Annotated in this window: 3 protein-coding genes and 1 pseudogene; 2 read left to right on the top strand and 2 right to left on the bottom strand. The window is 65.8% G+C overall.

Going from position 1 to position 21,722, the window contains the following annotated elements:
* The first annotated feature begins 303 nt into the window (after positions 1–303).
* Together PSEMO_RS15985 and PSEMO_RS15980 are read left to right on the top strand one after the other, a co-directional pair.
* Positions 304–2,700: a TonB-dependent siderophore receptor gene (locus PSEMO_RS15985; protein ID WP_075803996.1), complete on the top strand. Its 2,397-nt coding sequence runs from the start codon at positions 304–306 to the stop codon at positions 2,698–2,700.
* Between the two features lie 340 nt (positions 2,701–3,040).
* Positions 3,041–5,278 carry a TonB-dependent siderophore receptor gene (locus tag PSEMO_RS15980; protein ID WP_075803944.1) on the top strand — a complete coding sequence of 746 codons (2,238 nt, stop codon included), beginning with the start codon at positions 3,041–3,043 and terminating at the stop codon, positions 5,276–5,278.
* Positions 5,279–5,433: 155 nt separating this feature from the next.
* Here PSEMO_RS15980 and PSEMO_RS15975 read toward each other — a convergent pair.
* Positions 5,434–9,399 (bottom strand): annotated as a pseudogene (locus tag PSEMO_RS15975) (amino acid adenylation domain-containing protein); the annotation flags it as partial.
* 146 nt (positions 9,400–9,545) lie between these two features.
* Entirely contained in the window at positions 9,546–21,722 is a 12,177-nt protein-coding gene (locus PSEMO_RS15970; RefSeq protein WP_075803942.1) for a non-ribosomal peptide synthetase, read from the bottom strand.

Raw genomic sequence — 21,722 nt, 5'->3', positions numbered from 1 at the left:
ACCGAACCTGTGGGAGCTGGCTTGCCAGCGATAGCTATAGTGAATTCACCGACGCTATCGCTGGCAAGCCAGCTCCCACAGGGTCAGTGGTGCCCTCTAGATCAAGACACCATTCGTCGCTTTATCCCCTCCCCCGCCCCGGTCCAGCCGCGGCGGGAAAAAGTCTTTGCCCCGAACAATATGCAAATTTTTAGAAATGGATATCATTAACGTCGCGCAAAAACGCCATCACCCTGATATCAATCCAGATCCCACCCAATGCAAAGACTGCAACGACGCTGTCCGCTGCGCCTCGCCTGGCTGATGAAACAGCTGCTGCACCGCCGCCCGGCGCTGCTGGCCGGTGCCGCCCTGCTGCCACTGATGATCAGCACCCAGGCCCAGGCCCGGGAAATCAGCTTCGATATCCCCGCGCAACCGCTGTGGAGCGCGCTGCAGGAATGGGGCCGGCAGAGTGATTTCCAGGTCTTGGTCAACCCCGACGATATCCAGGGCAAGACCAGCAGCCCGGTGCAAGGCCGCTATTCTCCGGAGCAGGCGGTGCAGATCCTCCTGCGCCACACCCAGATCAACTACAGCCTGGCGGGCGATACCCTGACCCTGGTGATGACCCAGACCTCGTCGACCCTGGACATCACCCCGACCTCGATCAGCGCCGAGCCGCTCGACCCGACCACCGAGGGCACCGGCTCCTACACCACGCCCATGCTGACCATTGGCAAGTCGGCCGAGTCGCTGCGGCGCACCCCGCAGTCGGTCACGGTGATGACCCGCCAGCTGATGGACGACCGCAACCTCACCAGCCTCGACCAGGTCCTGGCGCAGACCCCGGGCATGACCTTCGGCCAGCGTAACTACGGCTCGCACCTGTACCAGTCGCGCGGTTTCGCGGTGAACGACGAAAGCTACATGATGGACGGCATCCCCGGGCAGGCCTACAACCCCACCGCCTGGCTGCCCACCGACATGGCCATCTACGACCGCGTGGAGGTGCTGCGCGGCGCTGCCGGCCTGCTGATCGGCGCGGGCAGCCCGGGTGGCGCGGTCAACCTGGTGCGCAAGCACGCCAGCGCCGAACCGCGCCTGACCCTGATCGCCCGCGCCGGCTCCTGGGACAACTACCGCCTCGACCTCGATGCCGGCGGCAAGCTCAACGACGACGGCAGCGTGCGCGGCCGCTTCATCACCGCCTACGAGGACGACGGCTCCTACCTCGACGAAAAGCACACCAGCGCCCCGCTGTTCTACGGCATCGTCGATATCGATCTCGACGAGGACACGGTGCTGACCACCAGCCTGCGTCGCCAGACCAGCGACGTGCGCGGCTACTCGATCTTCGGCCTGCCACGCTACAGCGACGGCACCGCCCTCGACGTGCCGCGCTCCACCGCCCTGGTGCAGGACTGGAACCGGCACCAGCCGGAGATCACCGAGGTCTTCGGGGAAATCGCCCACCGCTTCAACGACGACTGGACCGGCAAGCTGTCGCTGATCCATTCCGAGGGTGGCTTCCATCAGTCCATCGCCTATGCCCGCGGCGCGGTGGACCCGGTGACCGGCAGCGGCTCGCAGTTTCGCGGCGTCGAATTCCGCCACACCGATATCGACAGCACCGGGGTAGATAGCGTGCTCGACGGGCATTTCGAGCTGTTCGGCCAGGCGCACCAGATCTCCAGCGGGGTCAACTGGTCGCGCCAGACCGTGCTGGAGAAGCGTGCACCGCTGGCGCTACGCATCCCTATCGATCTCGAGGATGTCGACCATGACGCCTTCCCCAAACCGGCGCGTCCGGCCTGGTCGGCGATCAACCGGGTGGTCGACGAACGCTACGGAATGTTCACCAAGGCCAACCTGCACCTGGCCGATCCCCTCGCGCTGATTCTCGGGGCGCGGCTCAGTTGGTACACCTATGACTTCGACTACCGCATCGGCGGCGGCGACTTCACCGACCACCAGCAGGCCCGGGTCACGCCGTTCGCCGGGCTGATCTACGACCTCGACGACGACTGGTCGTGGTACGCCAGCTACACCGATATCTTCCAGCCGCAGAGCATCTATCGCTCGGTGGACGGCTCGACCCTCGACCCGTCCATCGGCGCCAGCTACGAAACCGGGATCAAGGGCGAGTTGCTGGACAAGCGCCTGAACGTCTCGGCGGCGCTGTTCTATATCCGCCAGAAGGGCGTGTACGCCATCGACACCGCCAGCGACGGCAAATGCCTGACCAACGATGTCGCCGGCACCTGCTACGTCAACAGCACCGTGCAGCGCAGCCGGGGCATCGAACTGGAGACCAGTGGCGAGGTGCTGCCCGGCTTGCAGGTGCTGGCCGGCTACACCTTCAACCTGACCCGCAGCAGTACCGGCGGCGCGGTCTCGCCGGAAACCCCGAAGCACCTGCTGCGCGCCAGTGCCAGCTACACCCTGCCGGGCGCCTGGGATCGCCTGAGCATCGGCGGGGGTGTCTCGGCGCAGTCCGGCTACCGCAACGATGCCGGTCAGGGCGTCGATTATGGCGCGGCGGGCTATGCCGTGTGGGATGCACGCATCGCCTGGAAGCTGGACGAGCACTGGACCCTCGGCCTCAACGGCGACAACCTGTTCGACCGCAAGTACTACGCCGCCGCAGCCGCCCTGGACCGCGGCAATCTCTACGGCGACCCGCGCAGCTACATGCTGACCTTGCGCGGCGACTTCTGACGCCCCCGCTTCACCTCCCTTCTGCGGCGTTCTGCCGACAATTTCTTCCTATCTCGACTGGCATGGATGCCTTCAGGCATACCCCTGTAGGAGCGTGGGTCGACGGTATCAAGGCGCCACAAAACCGACGATCTGCGCCCAAAAACCGTCATCACGCACAAATCAGCAGAAAGTGAAAATTCCGTTAAATCCTCGCACCTGCAACTCGTTCTCTACAACGACCAAACGCGCTCCGCCAGGAAAGACCCGGCCTCCCCTCCCTTGAAGCCGGCGCAGAAGCGGGCCGTTGACTCAGCACGCCATCACTCATGACACAACCCTTAGAACGAGTCTTCTGCACATGCATACACCGTCCCGACTTACGCCCTTGAGCAAGGCCTTGCTCCTGCGCCAGGCCGCCTTCAGCCTGGCCCTGACCCTGCCGTTGGCCGCCCAGGTCCACGCCCAGGACGTGGAGGGCGAGAGCGAGGCCAAGGCCGCCAACGGCGCCCCGGCGACGCTGAACCTGGCACCGACCAACATCAATTCCGAGGTCCTCGGCACTACCACGGAAAACACCGGGTCCTATACCACCGGTGCGGTGACCATCGGCAAGGGTGCGCATTCCCTGCGGGAAACCCCGCAATCGGTGTCGATCATCACCCGCAAGTTCATGGACGACAAGAACATCACCAGCCTTGACCAGGCCTTGTCCAAGGCCCCTGGTATCTCGTTCACCCAGCGCAATTTCGGCTCCCACCAGTTCATGTCGCGCGGTTTCACCCTCGGTGAAGAGTCGTTCCTGATGGATGGCGTTACCGGCCAGACCTACAACCTGACCGGGTGGATGCCGCTGGACATGGCCGACTACGACCGCGTCGAAGTCCTGCGGGGCGCTGCGGGGCTGCTGGTCGGTGCCGGGAGTCCGGGCGGTGCGGTCAACCTCGTGCGCAAACGCCCGACCGCAGACCCGCAGTTCTCCATCACCACCCGCGCCGGGTCGTGGGACACCTACCGCATGGACCTCGACGGCAGCGGCCGCCTCAACGACCAAGGCACCCTGCGCGGCCGGATCGTCGCGGCCTACGAGGACAAGGGCTCGTACATCGATGCGCAGGAGACCCAGACTCCGCTGCTCTCTGCCATCGTCGAAGCCGACCTTTCGGACAGCACCACCCTCGCCGCTAGCGTACGCCGACAGCGCAGCAACATGAACGGCTACAGCATCTACGACCTGCCGCGCTACAGTAACGGCAGCGGTCTGGATATCTCGCGCTCCACCTCGCTGAGCCAGAAATGGGCGTACAAGGACGTCGAGATGGACCAAGCGTTCATCGAGCTGAGCCATCGCTTCAACGACAACTGGACCAGCAAGACCACCATTGCCCACACCGAGGCCACCATGGACTCGGCGGTTCCCTATGCCCAAGGCGCGATCAGCCCAGTCACCCAGACGGGCTCGACCTATCGCCTGGTGGAATTCCGCGACGTCAGTTCCAAAGGCAATGGCGTCGACACATTCCTGGAAGGCAACTTCGATGCCTTCGGCCTGACACACCAGGTGACCTTGGGCGCCAACTGGTCGAAGCAGACCGCCAGCACCAAGCGCGCGACCAACAACGCGTACTTCGGCCGACCGATCAACATCTTTGACGTCGACAACAACGCCTTCGACAAGCCCACCCAGCCCGCCTGGTCGCAGATTTTCGAGTACACCGAAGAGCGCAAGGGCCTGTACGCCAACACCCGCATCCACCTGGCCGAGCCGTTGACCCTGGTACTGGGCACCCGCGTGAGCTGGTTCGAGTACGACTACAACGACAAGCTCGCCGACAGCAACGACTACGTGAACAAGCAAACGCGCGAGGTCACGCCGTTCGCCGGCCTGATCTACGACATCGACGAAAACTGGTCCTGGTACGCCAGCTATGCCGACATCTTCAAGCCGCAGGCCAACAACCGCACCGCCAGCGGCTCGCCACTGGATCCGGCGATTGGCTCCAACTATGAAACCGGTATCAAGGGCGAACTGTTCGACAAGCAATTGAATGTGTCGATGGCGCTGTTCTACATCAAGCAGAAAGATATCGCGGCGATCGACAACAGCGTCGGCCCGATCTGCATAGGCAGCGATGCGTCCAACAACTGCTACCTCAACGATGTTGTCCAGCGCAGCAAGGGCGTGGACCTCGAAGCCAGCGGTGAAGTGTTGCCTGGCCTGCAGGTCATGGGTGGCTACACCTTCAACATGCTCGACAACAGCTCCGCATCGCCGGTTCTGGTCGACACACCGAAGCACATCGCCCGCCTGAGCACCATGTACACCTTGCCCGGCGAGTGGAACCAGGTCTCGATGGGCCTTGGCGTTTCGGCCCAGTCACGCATCGAGAACAGGATCAATGGCGTTGACGTCAACCTCGGCGGGCGCGCCATCTGGGACGCTCGCGTCGGCTACCAGATCGACAAGCACTGGAACATCGCGGTCAACGGCGAGAACCTCTTCGACCATCGTTACTACGCAGCAGGTACCGCACTGGACCGGGGCAATATCTTCGGTGCACCACGCAGCTACATGCTGACCCTGCGCGGCGATTTCTGATCGTTCGGCAGCGGTAAAACAAAAGGCCAGTCGGTTATCCCGACTGGCCTTTTTTGTTGCATCTGCGCGGACCCTGTGGGAGCGGGTTCACCCGCGATTGCGATGGTGAATTCACTACAGCAATCGCGGGTGAACCCGCTCCCACAGGTATCGCGTTACTCCATGCCTTCGAGTTGCTGCGAAACAGCAGTCAAAAGCTCCGGCGCCAACACCACATCATCATGCTTCACCCCCGCCAGCGTCGCCGACCAGACCTCCTCCAGCCCGCAACCCGCCTTCAACAGCACCTGCGCCGCCGCCACCTGCTCTTCAGTGCGACTGCCACCGGCCCACCAGCAATGCGGCTTGACCCGCAGCGGCTTGAGCACGAACGCCTGCCCCAGCGCCATGTTCGCGCTGAGCAATTCATAGCCGCTGGCGATCTCCGCCTGCACCCCGATATCCCGGTGAATCGCCCGCAGCGCCTCGATGTCCGTGCCGCTGATCCCAGCCACCTGGACCATCACCCAATCCGCCGCTTCCTTCGGATCCTCAAAGCGCGCAGTGCCTTCCTCGATCAGGTCCAGCACCACCGCCTCGCCAATCCCCGGCGCGAACGCCAGCAGGCTGCGCACCAGCCCTTCCCACGGCCCGGCTTCAGGTTCCTCGGCATCCTCATTGGCCAGCACTTGTTCGCCCCTGGGCAGGTGGGTATCCACCAGCCCGAGGAAGCCCACGGTCTCGCCGGAGGTTTCCAGGACATGCGCCACCTCGATGGCCAGCGCCCCGCCCAGGGACCAGCCGAGCAGGTTGTAGGGCCCGTGCGGGCGCACCTTGCGGATCTGCTCGACGTAGTAGCCGACCATGTCGTCCCAGGAGGTTTCCTTCCAGCCCGGCACCACATAGCTCTTGTTGACCACCCCCAGCACACTGCGCTGCGGGCCCAGGTGCCCGGCCAGCGGATAGTAGGCGTAGGTACCGCCGCCACCGGGCGGCAGGCAGAACAGCGGGGCCTTGTCGCCGGCACTGATGTTCATGCTGACCACCGGGTTCCTCACCCGGCGCTCGCCCGCAGCGATGAAGTCCGCCAGGTCCTCGAAGGTTTCCAGCAACAGGAAATCATGCAGGCTGAGGCTGGTCTCGAAGGCCTCGCGCAAGCGGCTGACCAGGGTGATCACCAGCAACGAGTGACCGCCCAGGGCGAAGAAGTTGTCCTTGAGCCCGACCCGCTCGACCTTGAGCACGTCCCTCCAGATCTGCGCCAGTTGCCGCTCACGCTCGTTGCGCGGCGGTTCGTGTTCGCCCTGCGCCTGGCTGGCATCGGGCTTGGGCAGGGCCTTGCGGTCGAGCTTGCCGTTGGGGGTCTGGGGCATCCTGTCCAGCCAGGTGAAATGGCTGGGGACCATGTAATCGGGCAAGCCGGCTTTCAGGTGGGCCTTGAGGGCGCTGCGCAGCTCCGGGGTGTCCTGTTCCGCGATCAGGTAGGCCGCCAGCTGGTGATCGATATCGATCACTACAGCTTCGTGGACCGCCGGATGCTCCAGCAGACGCGCCTCGATCTCGCCCAGTTCGATACGGAAACCGCGAATCTTCACCTGGTGGTCGAGACGGCCAACGTACTCGATCACACCATCAGCGCGGTAGCGGGCCACGTCACCGGTGCGGTACAGCCGCCCGCCGGTACTGGAAAACGGATCGGGCACGAAGCGTTGCGCCGTCAGGGAAGGACGCTGGTGATAACCACGGGCCAGGCCGTCGCCACCAATCAGCAACTCGCCCCGGGCACCGACCGGCAGCACATCGAAGTCATCGCTGACGATATGCAGCGCCGTGTTGGCCAGCGGCTTGCCCAACCAGACGTCATCGGCGCGGGTCAGGTAATGCCGGGCCGACCAGATGGTGGTCTCGGTCGGGCCGTAGACGTTCCACACGTGGCCAGCCTGGTCGATCAGGCGCTGGGCCAGTTCAGCGCTCAGCGCCTCGCCGCCGCAGAGGAGGGTCTTGCCCTTCAATGCACCGGCTGGTGCGGCGTCGAGGATCATCCGCCAGCTCGACGGTGTGGCCTGGATCACGCTGGCCTGCTGCTCGGCGATTACCTGCAGCAGGGCTTGCGGGTCCTTGTTCTGGTGGGTCTTGAGCAGGACCACCGCAGCACCGCGGATCAGCGGCAGGTACAGCTCCAGGCCGGCGATATCGAAGGACAGGGACGTCAGCGACAGCACCCGGTCAGCCGCCGTCAGCCCTGGCTTTTCCGCCATGCTGCAGAGGAAGTTGACCAGGGCCTGGTGGTGAATGGTCACGCCTTTCGGCAGGCCGGTGGAGCCGGAGGTGTAGATCACATAGGCGAGGTTCTCCGGGCCGGCCGAGGCCGGCGGGTTTTCGCGGCTGTAGCCCTCGAGCCAATCGCCGCCCTGATCCAAGCACAGGGTCTGCACGGCAGGCGGAATGCTCAGTTGGTCGACCAGGGAAGACTGGCTCAACAGCAGTTTCAGTCCGCTATCTTCCATCATGTAGGTCAGCCGGTCCGGCGGGAAGTCCGGGTCCAGCGGCACATAGGCGCCACCGGCCTTGAGGATCGCCAGCAGGCCGACGACCATGTCCGGCCCCCGCTCCAGCGCCACGCCCACCAGCACATCCGCGCCGACACCCAGCTCACGCAGCTTGTGCGCCAGCTGGTTGGCGCGGGCATTCAGTTGCACGTAACTCAGCGATGCATCGGCGGACACCAATGCAACTGCATCCGGCGTAACAGCAACCTGGGCCTCGATCAACGCTGGCAGGCACTGCTCGCGGGGATAGTCGAGCTGGCTGCGGTTCCAGTCCACCAGCATGCGCTGGCGCTCGCCGGCATCCAGCAAGGGCAGTTCGGCAATCCGTTGCCCGACATTGGCACAGATGCCTTCCAGCAGATGACGCCAATGCCGGGCAAAACGCTCGGCGGTGGCCGGGTCGAACAACGCCGTGGCATAGGTCAGCGCCGCGCCGATACCGCTGTCGCGTTCGAGGGTTTCCAGGGTCAGGTCAAACTGCGCGGTGTGCTGGCCGAACTGCAGCTTCTCCACGCTCAGCCCCGGCAACTGCCGGGCCTGGCCCTGGGCCTGGGTCTGGTGGTTGAACAGCACCTGGAACAGCGGGCTGCGGCTCAGGTCGCGCTCCGGCTGCAAGGCCTGCACCAGTTGTTCGAACGGCAGGTCCTGATGGGCCTGGGCCTGCACGGCGGTGTGCTTGATCTGTTGCAGCAGTTGCCCGAAGGTCGCGTCTGCGCTGAATTCGGCCTTGAGCACCTGGGTATTGACGAAGAAGCCGATCAGCCCTTCGGTCTCGGCACGGTTACGGTTGGCGGTGGGCACGCCGACACGGATATCGGCCTGTCCCGAATAGCGGTGCAGCAAGGTCTGGAACGACGCCAGCAGGAGCATGAACAGGGTCACGCCCTGCTGCCGCGCCAGGTCCTTGAGCTGCTGCGCCAATGCAGGCGGCAGGTCGATGTCCAGGCGCGCGCCGGCATGGCTCTGCACCAGCGGCCTTGGACGGTCGGTGGGCAATTCCAGCACCGGCTGTTCACCACCCAGTTGCCCGGTCCAGTAGCCCAGTTGGCGCTCCTGTTCCCCGGCTTCCATCCAGTTGCGCTGCCAGATCGCATAGTCGGCGTACTGGATCGGCAGCGCCGGCAGATGCAGCGGCTGCCCGCAGCGATGAGCGTCGTAGCGGCGCACCAGCTCGTCGATCATGATCGGCATCGACCAGCCATCGGAGACGATATGGTGCTGGACCACGGTCAGCACATGCTCCTCGGCGCCCACCCGCAGCAGGCGAACCCGCAGCAGCGGCCCCGCCTGCAGGTCGAACGGCGCACGCAGCTCGGCGCCGACCCGGGCCTGCAGGTCCGCCTCGGCGACCTCCTCCACCGGCAACTGGAACGGCTGCGCCTCATGCACCACCTGCACCGCCTGCTCGCCGTCCTGGCGGAAGGTGGTGCGCAGGGTTTCATGGCGGGCCACCAGCCCGGCGAACGCCGCCTCCAGCGCCGCGACGTCCAGCACCCCGGTCAGGCGCAGGGCCACCGGGATGTTGTAGGCGCTGCTGTGCGGCTCCAGTTGCCAGAGAAACCACTGGCGCTGCTGGGCGTAGGACAGCGCAGCGCTGGCCTCCAGCTCGCGCCTGAAGATCGGCGTGACGCCGTACAGATTCACCCCCTGGCGCTTGAGCAAGGCGGCCAGCGCCTTGCGTTCACGGGCAGACAGGGATTTCACGGAGTCAAGCAGCTCTTGCACGTTGGGGTCTCCAGTCAGGCGAGCAGGTTGTCGATTTCCTCTGCACTAAGACGTTTGAGGGCCTCCAGGGATTTAGTCAGTTCGTCCTGGGCATGGTCCACCTGGCCCTGTTTCGCCTCGACCACGGCGCACAGGTCCTGCAGCGTGCTCTTCTCGAACAGCTCGCGCAGGGCGATATCGCAGCGCAACTGGTCGCGGATGCGTACCAGCATCTGCACCGCCAGCAGCGAGTGGCCGCCCAGCTCGAAGAAGTTGTCGGTGAGGCCGACCCGCTCCACTTGCAGGACATCCACCCAGATCGCCGCCAGCTGCTGCTCCAGCTCGCTGACCGGGGCCACATGCGCGCCTTGCAGGCTGGCCGCGTCGGGCTTGGGCAGGGCCTTGCGGTCCAGCTTGCCGTTGGCGGTCAGCGGGAAGGACTCCAGCAGGACCAGATGGGCCGGGACCATGTAGTCCGGCAGGTTGGCCCGCAGGTGAGCCTTCAGGCTGTCACGCAGATCACCCTGATCAGGATTGGCCGGGATCAGGTAAGCCGCGAGTTGCTGACCCGCCGGGCCATCGACTGCCAGCACCACCACCTCGCGGACACCTTCGTGTTCCTGCAGGCGCGCCTCGATCTCGCCCAGCTCGATACGGAAGCCACGGATCTTCACCTGATGGTCGATGCGGCCGGCGTATTCGATCACGCCCTCTTCGCGGAAGCGGGCAAGGTCACCGGTGCGGTACAGGCGGCTGCCATCGGTGGCGAACGGGTTGGGCACGAAGCGTTCGGCGGTCAGGGCGGCGCGATTGTGGTAACCGCGAGCAAGACCGGCGTGACCGACATGCAGTTCGCCACAGACTCCGGTCGCGACCGGGTTGAAATCAGTATCCAGCACATACATCGACAGGTCTGGAATGGCTTCGCCGATCGGGCTGACTTCCGCCTGCACCAGGTCCGCCTTGGTGATCGGCCGATAGGTCACGTGCACCGTGGTTTCGGTGATGCCGTACATGTTGATCAAACGCGGCTGTTGATCACCGAAACGCTCGAACCACGGTTGCAGGCTGCCCACGTCCAGGGCCTCACCACCGAACACCACGTAACGCAGGGACAGCGCTGCGCAGGCGACCGGGACCAGTTGCTTGAAGGCCGATGGCGTCTGGTTCAGTACCGTGGCCTTTTCGTCCACCAGCAACTGGTTGAAGTCTTCCGGCGAGCGGGTCACTTCACGCGGGACAACGACCAGGCGACCGCCATGCATCAGCGCGCCGAAGATCTCCCACACCGAGAAGTCGAAGGCATACGAGTGGAACAGGGTCCAGACGTCCTTGTCGTCGAAGCCGAACCAGTCCTCGGTCGCCTGGAACAGGCGCAGGACGTTGTGGTGCGGAAGCAAGGCACCTTTCGGCTTGCCGGTCGAGCCGGAGGTGTAGATCACGTAGGCCAGGTTGTCCGGCGAGGTCAGGTTGACCGGGTTTTCATCGCTGTAGCCCTCGAAGGAGCCCAGCAGATCGGCCTGGGTCAGCAGCAGCTTGATGCCGCTGTCCGCCGTCATGTAGTCGAGACGGTCCTGTGGATAATCCGGGTCCAGCGGCACGTAGGCGCCGCCGGCCTTGAGGATGCCCAGCACCCCGACCAGCATTTCCAGACTGCGCTCGACCGAAAGCCCGACCAGCACATCCGGCCCCACGCCCTGCTCGCGCAGCTTGTGCGCCAGCTGGTTGGCCCGGAGGTTCAGCTGTGCATACGTCAGTTGCTCGCCAGCAAAACTCACGGCTACCGACTCCGGCACCCGCGCCGCTTGCGCTTCGATGCGCTGATGAATGCACTGCTCGCCCGGGTAGACCGCCACTTCCTGGCTCACCACCGAAGGCAAGGCCAGCTCACCCAGCGCCGCCTGCGGTTCCACCACCAGCGCCCGCAACAGATGGTCGAAATGCCCGACCAGCCGCGCCATGGCTTCATCACTGAAGCGCTGGCGATCGAAGTTGAAGCGCACGCCCAGCGTATCGCCGGCCGCCACGATCAGGGTCAGCGGATAGTGGGTCTGCTCCAGGTTGATCACGCTGCCGAACTTCAGGTCCTCCGGCGCCGCCTGTTGCAGCGCCTCCGACACCGGGTAGTTCTCGAACACCAGGATATTGTCGAACAGCGCTTCACCGCCCTGCCCGGCCCAGCGCTGGATATCGTAGAGCGGCGTGTGCTCGTGCTCGCGCAGGGCCAGGTTGAGGTTCTGCACCTGCTGCACGAAGTCCGCCACGCTCTGTTCGGAACGCGGGCTGCCGACCACCGGCAGGGTGTTGATGAACAGGCCGAGCTGCTCCTCGATCCCCGCCAGCTCCGCCGGACGCCCCGACACGGTAGCGCCGAAGGTCACGCTGGGCTGCCCGGTATAGCGTTGCAGCAGCAACAGCCACGCGGCCTGGACCAGGGTGTTGAGGGTGACCCGCTGTTCGCGGGCGAACTCGTTGAGCTTGCGGGTTTCCCCTTGATTTAGCGCGTAATGCTGGTCGGTGTAACCCTGGGCGCCGGTGCTCGACCTGAGCACCTGGACCAGCCGGGTCGGCTCGTCCAGCACCGCCAGTTGCTCGCTCCAGAACCGCTGGCTGAGCGCCGCGTCCTGGCGTTGCAGCCACTCGATATAGTCGCGATAGCGCGCCCCGCTCGGCGCCGGCACTTCACCGTGGTAGCGCTGCAGGACTTCCCCGAGCAGGCGCGAGTTGCTCCAGCCGTCCATCAGGATGTGGTGGCTGGTGTAGACCAGGTGATGGCTGTCCTCGCCAGTACGCATCAGGGTCAGGCGCAGCAGCGCTTCCTGCTCCAGGTCGAAACCGCGCTGGCGGTCGCCATCGGCCCAGGCCTTGAGCGCCGCGTCGGAATGATCGCGACCGCGCCAGTCCTGCTCGGCGAAGGCTGCCGCGACCTGGCGACGGATTACCTGCAACGGCCGCTCCATATCGCTGACGAAACCGGCGCGCAGCACTTCATGCTGGTCGATCAGTGCCTGCCAGGCCGCCTTGAAGCGCGGCACATCGAGGCCGCGGACATCCACGCGCATCTGGTTGATGTAGTTGCCCGCTTCCTTCTCGTACAGGCTGTGGAACAGCATGCCCTGCTGCATCGGCGACAGCGGGTAGATATCGGCGATCTCCGCCACGGCGATCGGCAGCCGGTCGATCTGCGCCTGCTCCAGGCGCGCCAGGGGGAAGTCCGACGGCGTCGCCCCGGCCACGCCGGCGCCCAGGCAATGGGCGATCAACTGGCGCAGTTCCTCGCCATATCGGTTGGCCAGGTCCTGCAACAGCGCTGGGGCGAAGGCCTCGGTGCTGAAACGCCAGTTCAGTTCCAGCTCGCCGCCATAGACCTGGCCGCTGACGCTGATCAGGCTGTCCAGCGGCGCCTCGGCGCTGTGCATATCGCCACGGCTTTCGCTGGCCGGGACGAACAGCGCGTCCTCGGCGGCAAAGCTGCCGTCGAACTGGCCTAGGTAGTTGAACACGATTGTGCCCTTGGCCAGGGCCGCCAGGCTGCGCCGCGCCTCGTCGCTGCCGAGGTAGCGCAGCACGCCGTAGCCGATGCCCTTGTTGGGGATCGCCCGCAGTTGTTCCTTGATGGTCTTCAGCGAGCCAGCCAGGTCCGCCTGCGGGCTGAGTTTCACCGGGTAGAGGCTGGTGAACCAGCCGACGGTGCGGGTGATATCCAGTTCGTCGAACAGGTCCTCGCGGCCATGGCCTTCCAGCTTGATCAGTGCCGAGGCCTGCCCGGTCCACTGGCAGATGACCCGGGCCAGGGCAGTCAGCAGCAGGTCGTTGATCTGCGTGCGGTAGGCCGCCGGGGCGTCCTGCAGCAACTGGCGGGTGGTGTCGCGGTCGAGACGGGTCGAGACACTGGTGATATTACGGCTGGTCAGCGGGCCGGAGGCGTGATGCGGCAAGGCATCGCTGACGCCCTCCAGTTGCGCCTGCCAGTAACCCAGCTCCTGCTCCAGCGCGGGGCTGCGGGCATAGTCGCGCAGGTGCTCGCCCCAGTGCCTGAAGGCGCTGGTCTTGCGCGGCAGGGCCGCGGGTTTGCCGTCCAGCAGCGCGCTGTAGGCCTGTTGCAGGTCTTCCAGGAGGATGCGCCAGGACACGCCATCCACCACCAGGTGATGGATCACCAGCAGCAGGCGCTGCGAGCCATCCGGCAGGTCGGCCAGCAGGGCGCGCAGCAGGTGGCCCTGTTGCAGGTCGAGGCTGCGCTGGGCCTGTTGCACCAGCGGCTCCAGCTCATCGACATGGGTCAGCTGGCGCTGCCAGAGCAGGGCCGCATCGTGACGGGCGCCATGACGGGCCTGCCAGACGCCGTTGTCTTCAGCGAAGGCCAGGCGCAGGGCGTCGTGCTGCACCAGCAGCGCGCGCAGGGCCTGTTCCAGCGCCTTGCCGTCCAGGGCGCGGGACGGCTGCAGCAGCACCGCCTGGTTGAAGTGATGGCGCTGCGGCAGGTCGCCGTCGAAGAACCAGTGCTGCACCGGGGTCAGCGGGGCGATGCCCTCGACCGCGCCCTGCTCGATAGTGGTGGCTTCGGCCAGCCGCGCCACCGCCGCCAGGCTTTGTACGGTCTGGCGCTGGAACAGGTCCTTCGGTGTGAAGAAGATCCCGGCATGACGGGCGCGGCTGACCACCTGGATGGAGATGATCGAATCACCGCCCAGCTCGAAGAAGTTGTCGGTCAGGCCGACCTTCTCCACCTTGAGCACATCGGCCCAGATCGCTGCCAGTTGCTGTTCCAGGGCACTCTGCGGGGCCACGTAGGCGGCTTGCAGAGTGGCCGCGTCAGGCTTGGGCAGGGCCTTGCGGTCCAGTTTGCCGTTGGCGGTCAGCGGGAAGGATTCCAGCAAGACCAGATGGGTCGGGACCATGTAGTCCGGCAGGTTGGCTTTCAGGTGGGTTTTCAGGGTCTCGCGCAGGTCGGCCTGGTGCGGATCGGTCGGGACCAGATAGGCCGCCAGTTGCTGCCCGCTCGGGCCGGCTACTGCCAATACCACTACTTCGCGCACGCCGTCGTGTTCCTGAAGGCGTGCCTCGATCTCGCCCAGCTCGATACGGAAGCCACGGATCTTCACCTGATGGTCGATGCGGCCGGCGTATTCGATCACGCCCTCTTCGCGGAAGCGAGCGAGGTCGCCAGTGCGATACAGGCGGCTGCCGTCTTTCGCGAACGGGTTCGGTACGAAGCGTTCGGCAGTGAGCGCGGCGCGGTTGTGGTAGCCGCGAGCCAGGCCGGCGTGGCCGACATGCAGCTCGCCGCAGACACCGGTCGCGACGGGGTTGAAGTCGGTGTCGAGCACGACCATCGACAGGTCCGGGATCGCCTCGCCGATCGGGCTGACTTCCGCCTGCACCAGATCTGCCTTGGTGATCGGGCGATAGGTCACGTGCACCGTGGTTTCGGTGATGCCGTACATGTTGATCAAACGCGGCTGTTGATCACCGAAGCGCTCGAACCACGGTTGCAGGCTGCCGACGTCCAGGGCTTCGCCGCCGAACACTACGTAGCGCAGGCTCAGTGCTTCGCTGGCGACCCGGGACAGTTGCTTGAACGCCGATGGCGTCTGGTTCAGCACGGTGACCTTTTCGTCCACCAACAGCTGGCTGAAGTCTTCCGGCGACCGGGTCACTTCACGCGGGACAACGACCAGGCGACCGCCGTACATCAGCGCGCCGAAGATCTCCCACACGGAGAAGTCGAAGGCATAGGAGTGGAACAGGGTCCACACGTCCTTGTCGTCGAAACCGAACCAGTCCTCGGTCGCCTTGAACAGGCGCAGGACATTCTGGTGCGGCAACAGCGCGCCTTTCGGCTTGCCGGTCGAACCCGAGGTGTAGATCACATAGGCGAGGTTGTCCGGCGACGTCAGGTTGACCGGATTCTCATCGCTGTAACCCTCGAACGAGCCCAGCAGATCCGCCTGGGTCAGCAGCAGCTTGATGCCGCTGTCCTGCTGCATGTAGTCGAGACGGTCCTGTGGATAATCCGGGTCCAGCGGCACATAGGCGCCGCCGGCCTTGAGGATGCCCAGCACCCCGACCAGCATTTCCAGGCTGCGCTCGACGGAAAGCCCGACCAGCACATCCGGCCTAACGCCCTGCTCGCGCAGTTTGTGCGCCAGTTGGTTCGCCCGACGGTTCAGCTGTGCATAAGTCAGCTGTTCGCTACCGAAACTGACGGCCACCGCTTCCGGCACCCGCGCCGCCTGCGCCTCGATACGCTGATGAATGCACTGCTCGCCCGGGTAGACCGCCACTTCCTGGCTCACCGCCGAAGGCAAGGCCAGCTCACCCAGCGCCGCCTGCGGATTGGCCACCAAGGCTCGCAGCAGATGATCCAGATGCGCGGCCAGTTGCACCACCGCCGCATCGGCGAAGAAGCGCCGGTCATGGCTCAGGCGCATGGACAGCGTGGCGCCGACGTTGACCACCAGGGTCAGCGGATAGTGGGACTGTTCGCGGTTGACCAGCGTACCGAATTCCAGGCCCTGCGGTGCGGTCTGCTGCAGCGCCTCGGACACCGGGTAGTTCTCGAACACCAGGATATTGTCGAACAGCGCTTCGCCGCCCTGCCCGGCCCAGCGCTGGATCTCGTTGAGCGGCGTATGCTCGTGCTCGCGCAGGGCCACGTTCTGCTCCTGTACCTCGCGCACCCAATCGGCTACCGACTGTTCGGAACGCGGGCTGCCGACCACCGGCAGGGTGTTGATGAACAGGCCGAGCTGTTCCTCGATGCCCGGCAGCTCCGCCGGACGGCCCGCCACCGTGGCGCCGAAGGTCACGCTGGACTGCCCGGTGTAGCGTTGCAGCAGCAACAGCCACGCAGCCTGGACCAGGGTGTTGAGGGTGACCCGCTGCTCCCGGGCGAACTCGCCGAGGCGCTGGGTCAGGGAAGCGTCCAGCACATGGGACTGCTCGCCGTAACCCGTGCCGGCAACCCCGGACTTGAATGCCTGGACCAAGCGGGTCGGCTCGTCCAGGCGGTGCAGGTGACGCACCCAGAAGCGCTGGCTGGCGCTGCCGTCCTGGCGTTGCAGCCACTCGATATAGTCGCGATAGCGCGCGCCCTGACGAGCAACGTCCTGGCCGCTGTAGCGCTGCAAGACCTCGCCGAGCATGCGCGAGCTGCTCCAGCCGTCCATCAGGATGTGATGGCAGGTGTACACCAGTTGATAACGCTGCTCACCGATGCGCGCCACGGCCAACCGCAGCAGCGGCCCGCTACTCAGCTCGAAACCGCCCTCGCGCTCGCCGGCCGCCCAGGCATCCAGCCAGGCCTGCTGGTCGGCCTGGCCACGGACATCGACCTCGCTGAACGGCACCTCGACCTGGCGCAGCACCACCTGCAACGGCTGCTCCAGCTCGCTGACGAACACGCTGCGCAGCACATCGTGCTGGTCCACCACCGCCTGCCAGGCCGCATGGAAGCGGGCGACCTCAAGGCCATTGACCTCGACCCGCAACTGGTTGATGTAGTTGCCGGCCTCCTGCTCGTAGAGGGTGTGGAACAGCATGCCCTGCTGCATCGGCGCCAGCGGGTAGAGGTCCTGGATATTGCCGGCGGGCACCGGCAGGCCATCCAGCTCGGCCTGGGTCAGTTTCACCAGCGGGAAGTCCGAGGGGGTGATGCCGGCCACGGCCGGCGCGGTGCAGTGCTCCACCAGCAGGCGCAGCTCGGCGGCGTAGTCATCCGCCAGGCGCTGCACGGTCTCGCGCTCGAACACCGCGCTGCTGAAGCTCCAGCCCAGGTCCAGCTCGCCGCCGTAGACCTGGCCGTTGATGCTCAGCAGCGCGGCCAGTGGCGCAGCAAAGTCCTGGCCGTCGCCGGCGCTTTCGCCAGACGGCGCGAACAGCGCGTCCTCGGCGGTGAAGCTGCCGTCGAACTGGCCCAGGTAGTTGAAGACGATATTGCCCTGGGCCAAGGCGCCCAAGGCCTCACGGGCGGCATCGTTGCCCAGGTGACGGAGCACGCCGTAGCCGATGCCCTTGTTCGGGATCCCGCGCAGCTGTTCCTTGATTGCCTTGAGCGAGGCCTCCAGCGACGCGGCCGGGGTCAGGCGCACCGGGAACAGGTTGCTGAACCAGCCGACGGTGCGGCTCAGGTCGATATCCTCGAACAGGTCCTCGCGGCCATGGCCTTCCAGGCGGATCAGCGCATGGGCCTGCCCGGTCCAGCGGCAGATCACCCGGGCCAGGGCGGTCAGCAGCAGGTCGTTGATCTGCGTGCGGTAGGCCGCCGGGGCGTCCTGCAGCAGGCGGCGGGTCAGTTCGGCATCCAGGTGGGTGCTGACCGACGCAGCATGCCGGCGCTCCTGGCTGCCCTCGGGATGGTCGCAAGGCAACTCGTCGCTGAGCCCGCGCAACTGCGCCTGCCAGTAATCCAGTTCCTGCTCCAGCGCCGGGCTCACGGCGTAATCGTGCAACTGGCCGGCCCAGGCTTTCAGCGAGCTGGTCTTGGCCGGCAATTCGATCGCCTTGCCCGCCGTCAGCGCGGCGCAGGCCTGTTGCAGGTCTTCCAGCAGCACGCGCCAGGACACGCCGTCCACCACCAGGTGATGGATCACCAGCAGCAGGCGCTGTTCGCCATCGGCGAGGTTGACCAGCAGCGCACGCAGCAGCGGGCCGTCGCCCAGGTTCAGGCTGCGCTGGGCCTCGTTGGCCAGCTCGCGCAGGTCGCCCGCTTCGGCCAGCTCACGGACCCACAGCACACCCGCGCTGCTGGCCGGGGCAAAGCTGGCCTGCCAGCCGGCGGACTGCTGCTGGAAGCTCAGGCGCAGGGCGTCGTGCTGTTCGATCAGTGCGTGCAACGCCAACTGCAGATGGGCGGCGTCGAGGCGCACGCTCGGCTTGAGCATCACCGCCTGGTTCCAGTGCTGGCGCTCGGGGATCGCGGTGTCGAAGAAGCGCGCCTGGATCGGCAGCAGCGGCAGGCGCCCGCTGATCTGTGCCGGGGCCGGGGCGGCGGTTTTCTTCTCGATCAGCTTGGCGACGGTGGCCAACTGGCCGATGGTCTGTTTCTCGAACAGCTGCTTGGGGCTCAGCTTGATGCCCTGGCGCTTGGCTCGGGCAATGATCTGCAGGCTGAGGATCGAGTCGCCACCGAGTTCGAAGAAGTTGTCGGTGCTGCCCACCTGTTCCAGCTTGAGCACGTCGCGCCAGATCGCCGCGAGCTTTTCCTCGATCTCGCCGGACGGTGCCACGTAACGCTGCTTGACCGCGCCCGGCCTGGGCAGGGCGCGCTTGTCCAGCTTGCCGTTGGCGGTCAGCGGCAGGCGCTCCAGCAACAGGATCTGCGCCGGCACCAGGTATTCCGGCAGGCTTGCCGCAAGTTGCTGGCGCAAGGCTTCGGCGTGCAGGGTGACGCCGCTGGCCGCGACGCAGTAGCCCACCAGTTGCAGGCGCGCTTCATCGCTGTCCTGCGGCAGGGCCAGGACCACCGCCTCGGCCACGCCGTCGAGGCCTTGCAGCAGATGGCCGACCTCGCCCGGCTCGACACGGTAGCCACGGATCTTCACTTGGTCGTCGGCGCGGCCCAGGTATTCCAGCACACCGCCAACAAGGCGCGCACGGTCGCCGGCACGATAACGGCGCTGGCCGTTGTCGGCCGGGACGAAACGCTCGGCAGTCAGCGCCGGCTGGCCCAGATAGCCCTGGGCCAGGCCCTCGCCACCGAGGTACAGCTCACCGGCAACGCCTTCGGCGACCGGGTTGAGCCAGGCATCCAGCACCTGTGCTGTACCGTTCGCCAATGGCTGACCGACCGGCACGCTGCGGCAGCCGTCGAGGCGCTCGCCAGCTTCGTGGGTGAGGATGCCCACGGTGGTTTCGGTCGGGCCGTAGTGGTTGAGCACGCGGCAGTCCTTCAGGCCGCGGATCTGTTCCAGCAGGCTCCAGCTGCTGGCTTCGCCACCGAGCACCAGCAGTTCGCGCGGCAGCACGTCCGCCGCTTTCGCCGCCTGCAACAGGCCTTGCAGATGGCTAGGGACGATCTTCAGCACGTCGATACGGTGCTCGGCCATGTAGGCGGCGAAGCGGTCCGGATCGAAGGCGTGTTCATGGGACAACAGGTGCAGCGCACGACCGGATGCCAGGGCGCCGAACAGCATGGTGTGGCCGAGGTCGGCGGCGATGGTCGAGACCATGGCCAGGCTGGCGTCGGCGCTCAGGTCCAGGCGTTCCAGCACTGCCTGAACGTAGTTGCTGAGGGCGCCATGGCTGATTACCACGCCCTTCGGCTGACCGGTGGAGCCGGAGGTGTAGATGATGTAGGCCGGTTGCTCGGCCTGAATCTGCACGTCTGGGGCGCGGGTCTCGCACTCTGCCCACAGCGATGGATTCCAGCTCAGCGCCGGGCAGCCCAGGTCCATTTCGACACCCTGGATCAGCAGCACCGCGCCACTATCCCGCACCAGCTGACGCAGGCGCTCCTGGGGCTGGCGGCTGTCCAGCGGCAGGTACACCGCGCCGAGCTTGAGCACCGCCAGCAGGCTGACCACCCACTCGATCCCGCGCTCCTGACACAGGGCTACGACCTGCCCGGCCTGCACGCCCTGCCCTTGCAGGTAATGGGCGAGCTGGTTGGATTGCGTCTCCAGTTGCGCGTAGTCGAGGGTCTGCTCGCCAGCGCGCAGGGCCAGCTTGCCGCGACCGGTCTGCAAGCCTTGCTGCCACAAGGAAATGAAGTTGCCACCGGTCAATGCCGGCGCCTGTGGCGCAGCCAGTTGCGGCGCCTGCTCGGGGAACGCCAGCACCGGCTCGGCGACATGGGCCACGAGGTTTTCCAGCACCGTGCGCAGCGACCCGGCGATGCGCGCGATGGTCGCCGCTTCGAACAGGTCGGTGGCATAGGTGAAGTAGCCGCGCACACCGTCCGGACCATCGACGAAGTCATAGGCCAGGTCGAAGCGTGCATCGCTGGAGCCGGAGGCGTACTTTTCCACGCTCAGGCCATCGACGCCACGCTCGGCCTCGCTGCCGTCCTCGGCGACGAACACCTGCTGGTTGATCTTGAACTGGAACAGCGGGTTGTGGCCGAGGTTGCGCTCCGGGGCCAGGGCGTCCACCAGGTGCTCGAAAGGCAGTTCCTGATGGGACTGGGCACCGCTGACCACCTGCTTGACCTGCTCCAGCAGGGCGGCGAAGGGCTGGCGCTCGTCCACCTGGACGCGCAGCACCTGGGTGTTGATAAAGAAGCCGATCAGCCCTTCCAGTTCGCTGCGGGTGCGCCCGGCGTTCGGCGCGCCGATACGGATATCGGCCTGGCCGCTGTAGCGCGCCAGCACCACCGACATGGCGGCCAGGGTCAGCATGAACAGGGTCACGCCGTTGTTGCGCGCCACCTGCTTGAGTTGCGCCGACAGGCCGGCCGGCAGATCGGCGCGCAGCACGGCGCCGCGGTAGCTCGGTTGCAGCGGACGCTCGTGATCCAGCGGCAGGCTCAGCACCGGCTGCTCGTCGCCCAGTTGTTCCTGCCAGTAAGCCAGCTGGCGCTCGCCCTCGCCGGCTTCCAGCCAGGCGCGCTGCCAGATCGCATAGTCGGCGTATTGGATCGCCAGTTCCGGCAAAGGCGCCGGTTGACCGCTCAGTTGCGCCTGGTAGAACTGGACGAACTCGCGCACCAGCAACTGCCCGGACCAGCCGTCCGAGACCACATGGTGCATGCACAGGGTCAGGACATGCTCGCTGGCCCCGAGGCGGAACAGCTTGACCCGCAGCAACCGGTTACCCAGCAGGTCGAACGGCGCCTGCAATTCGGCTTCGACCAGCGCAGCCAGGGCGCTTTCCTCAGCCACTTCGACCAGCTCCAGCGCCACCGGCACCTGGTCGAGGATTTCCTGGTGGAACTCGCCTTCCACGGACACGAAGCGGGTACGCAGGGTTTCATGGCGCTGCACCAGTTGCTCCAGTGCACGGCCCAGCGCGGCGTGGTCCAGCGGACCGTTGAGGCGCACCGCCATGGGCACGTTGTAGGCGCTGTTGTCCGGCTCCATCTGCCACAGGAACAGCATGCGCTGCTGGGCGTAGGACAGCGGGATACGCGGCGTATCGCTACGGGTCACGGCAATCGGCAGGAGACGGAAGCTCTGCCCGGTCTCGCGCATCTTCTCGAGGATCTGCCGGCGCTGCTCCAGGGGCAGGCCGACGAAACGTTTGGCAATGCGCTCTGCGGTAGTCTTGTCCAT

This window comes from Pseudomonas putida, assembly GCF_001941965.1.
In the GTDB taxonomy this organism is placed as follows: Bacteria; Pseudomonadota; Gammaproteobacteria; order Pseudomonadales; family Pseudomonadaceae; genus Aquipseudomonas; species Aquipseudomonas putida_L.
Note: the sequence above shows the minus strand (reverse complement) of the source record. Positions and strands in the feature narration are given on the sequence as shown.

Coding starts and splice junctions, on each gene's coding strand:
- PSEMO_RS15985 (WP_075803996.1), top strand. CDS start 304: ATGAAACAGCTGCTGCACCGCCGCCCGGCGCTGCTGGCCGGTGCCGCC.
- PSEMO_RS15970 (WP_075803942.1), bottom strand. CDS start 21,722: ATGGACAAGACTACCGCAGAGCGCATTGCCAAACGTTTCGTCGGCCTG.
- PSEMO_RS15980 (WP_075803944.1), top strand. CDS start 3,041: ATGCATACACCGTCCCGACTTACGCCCTTGAGCAAGGCCTTGCTCCTG.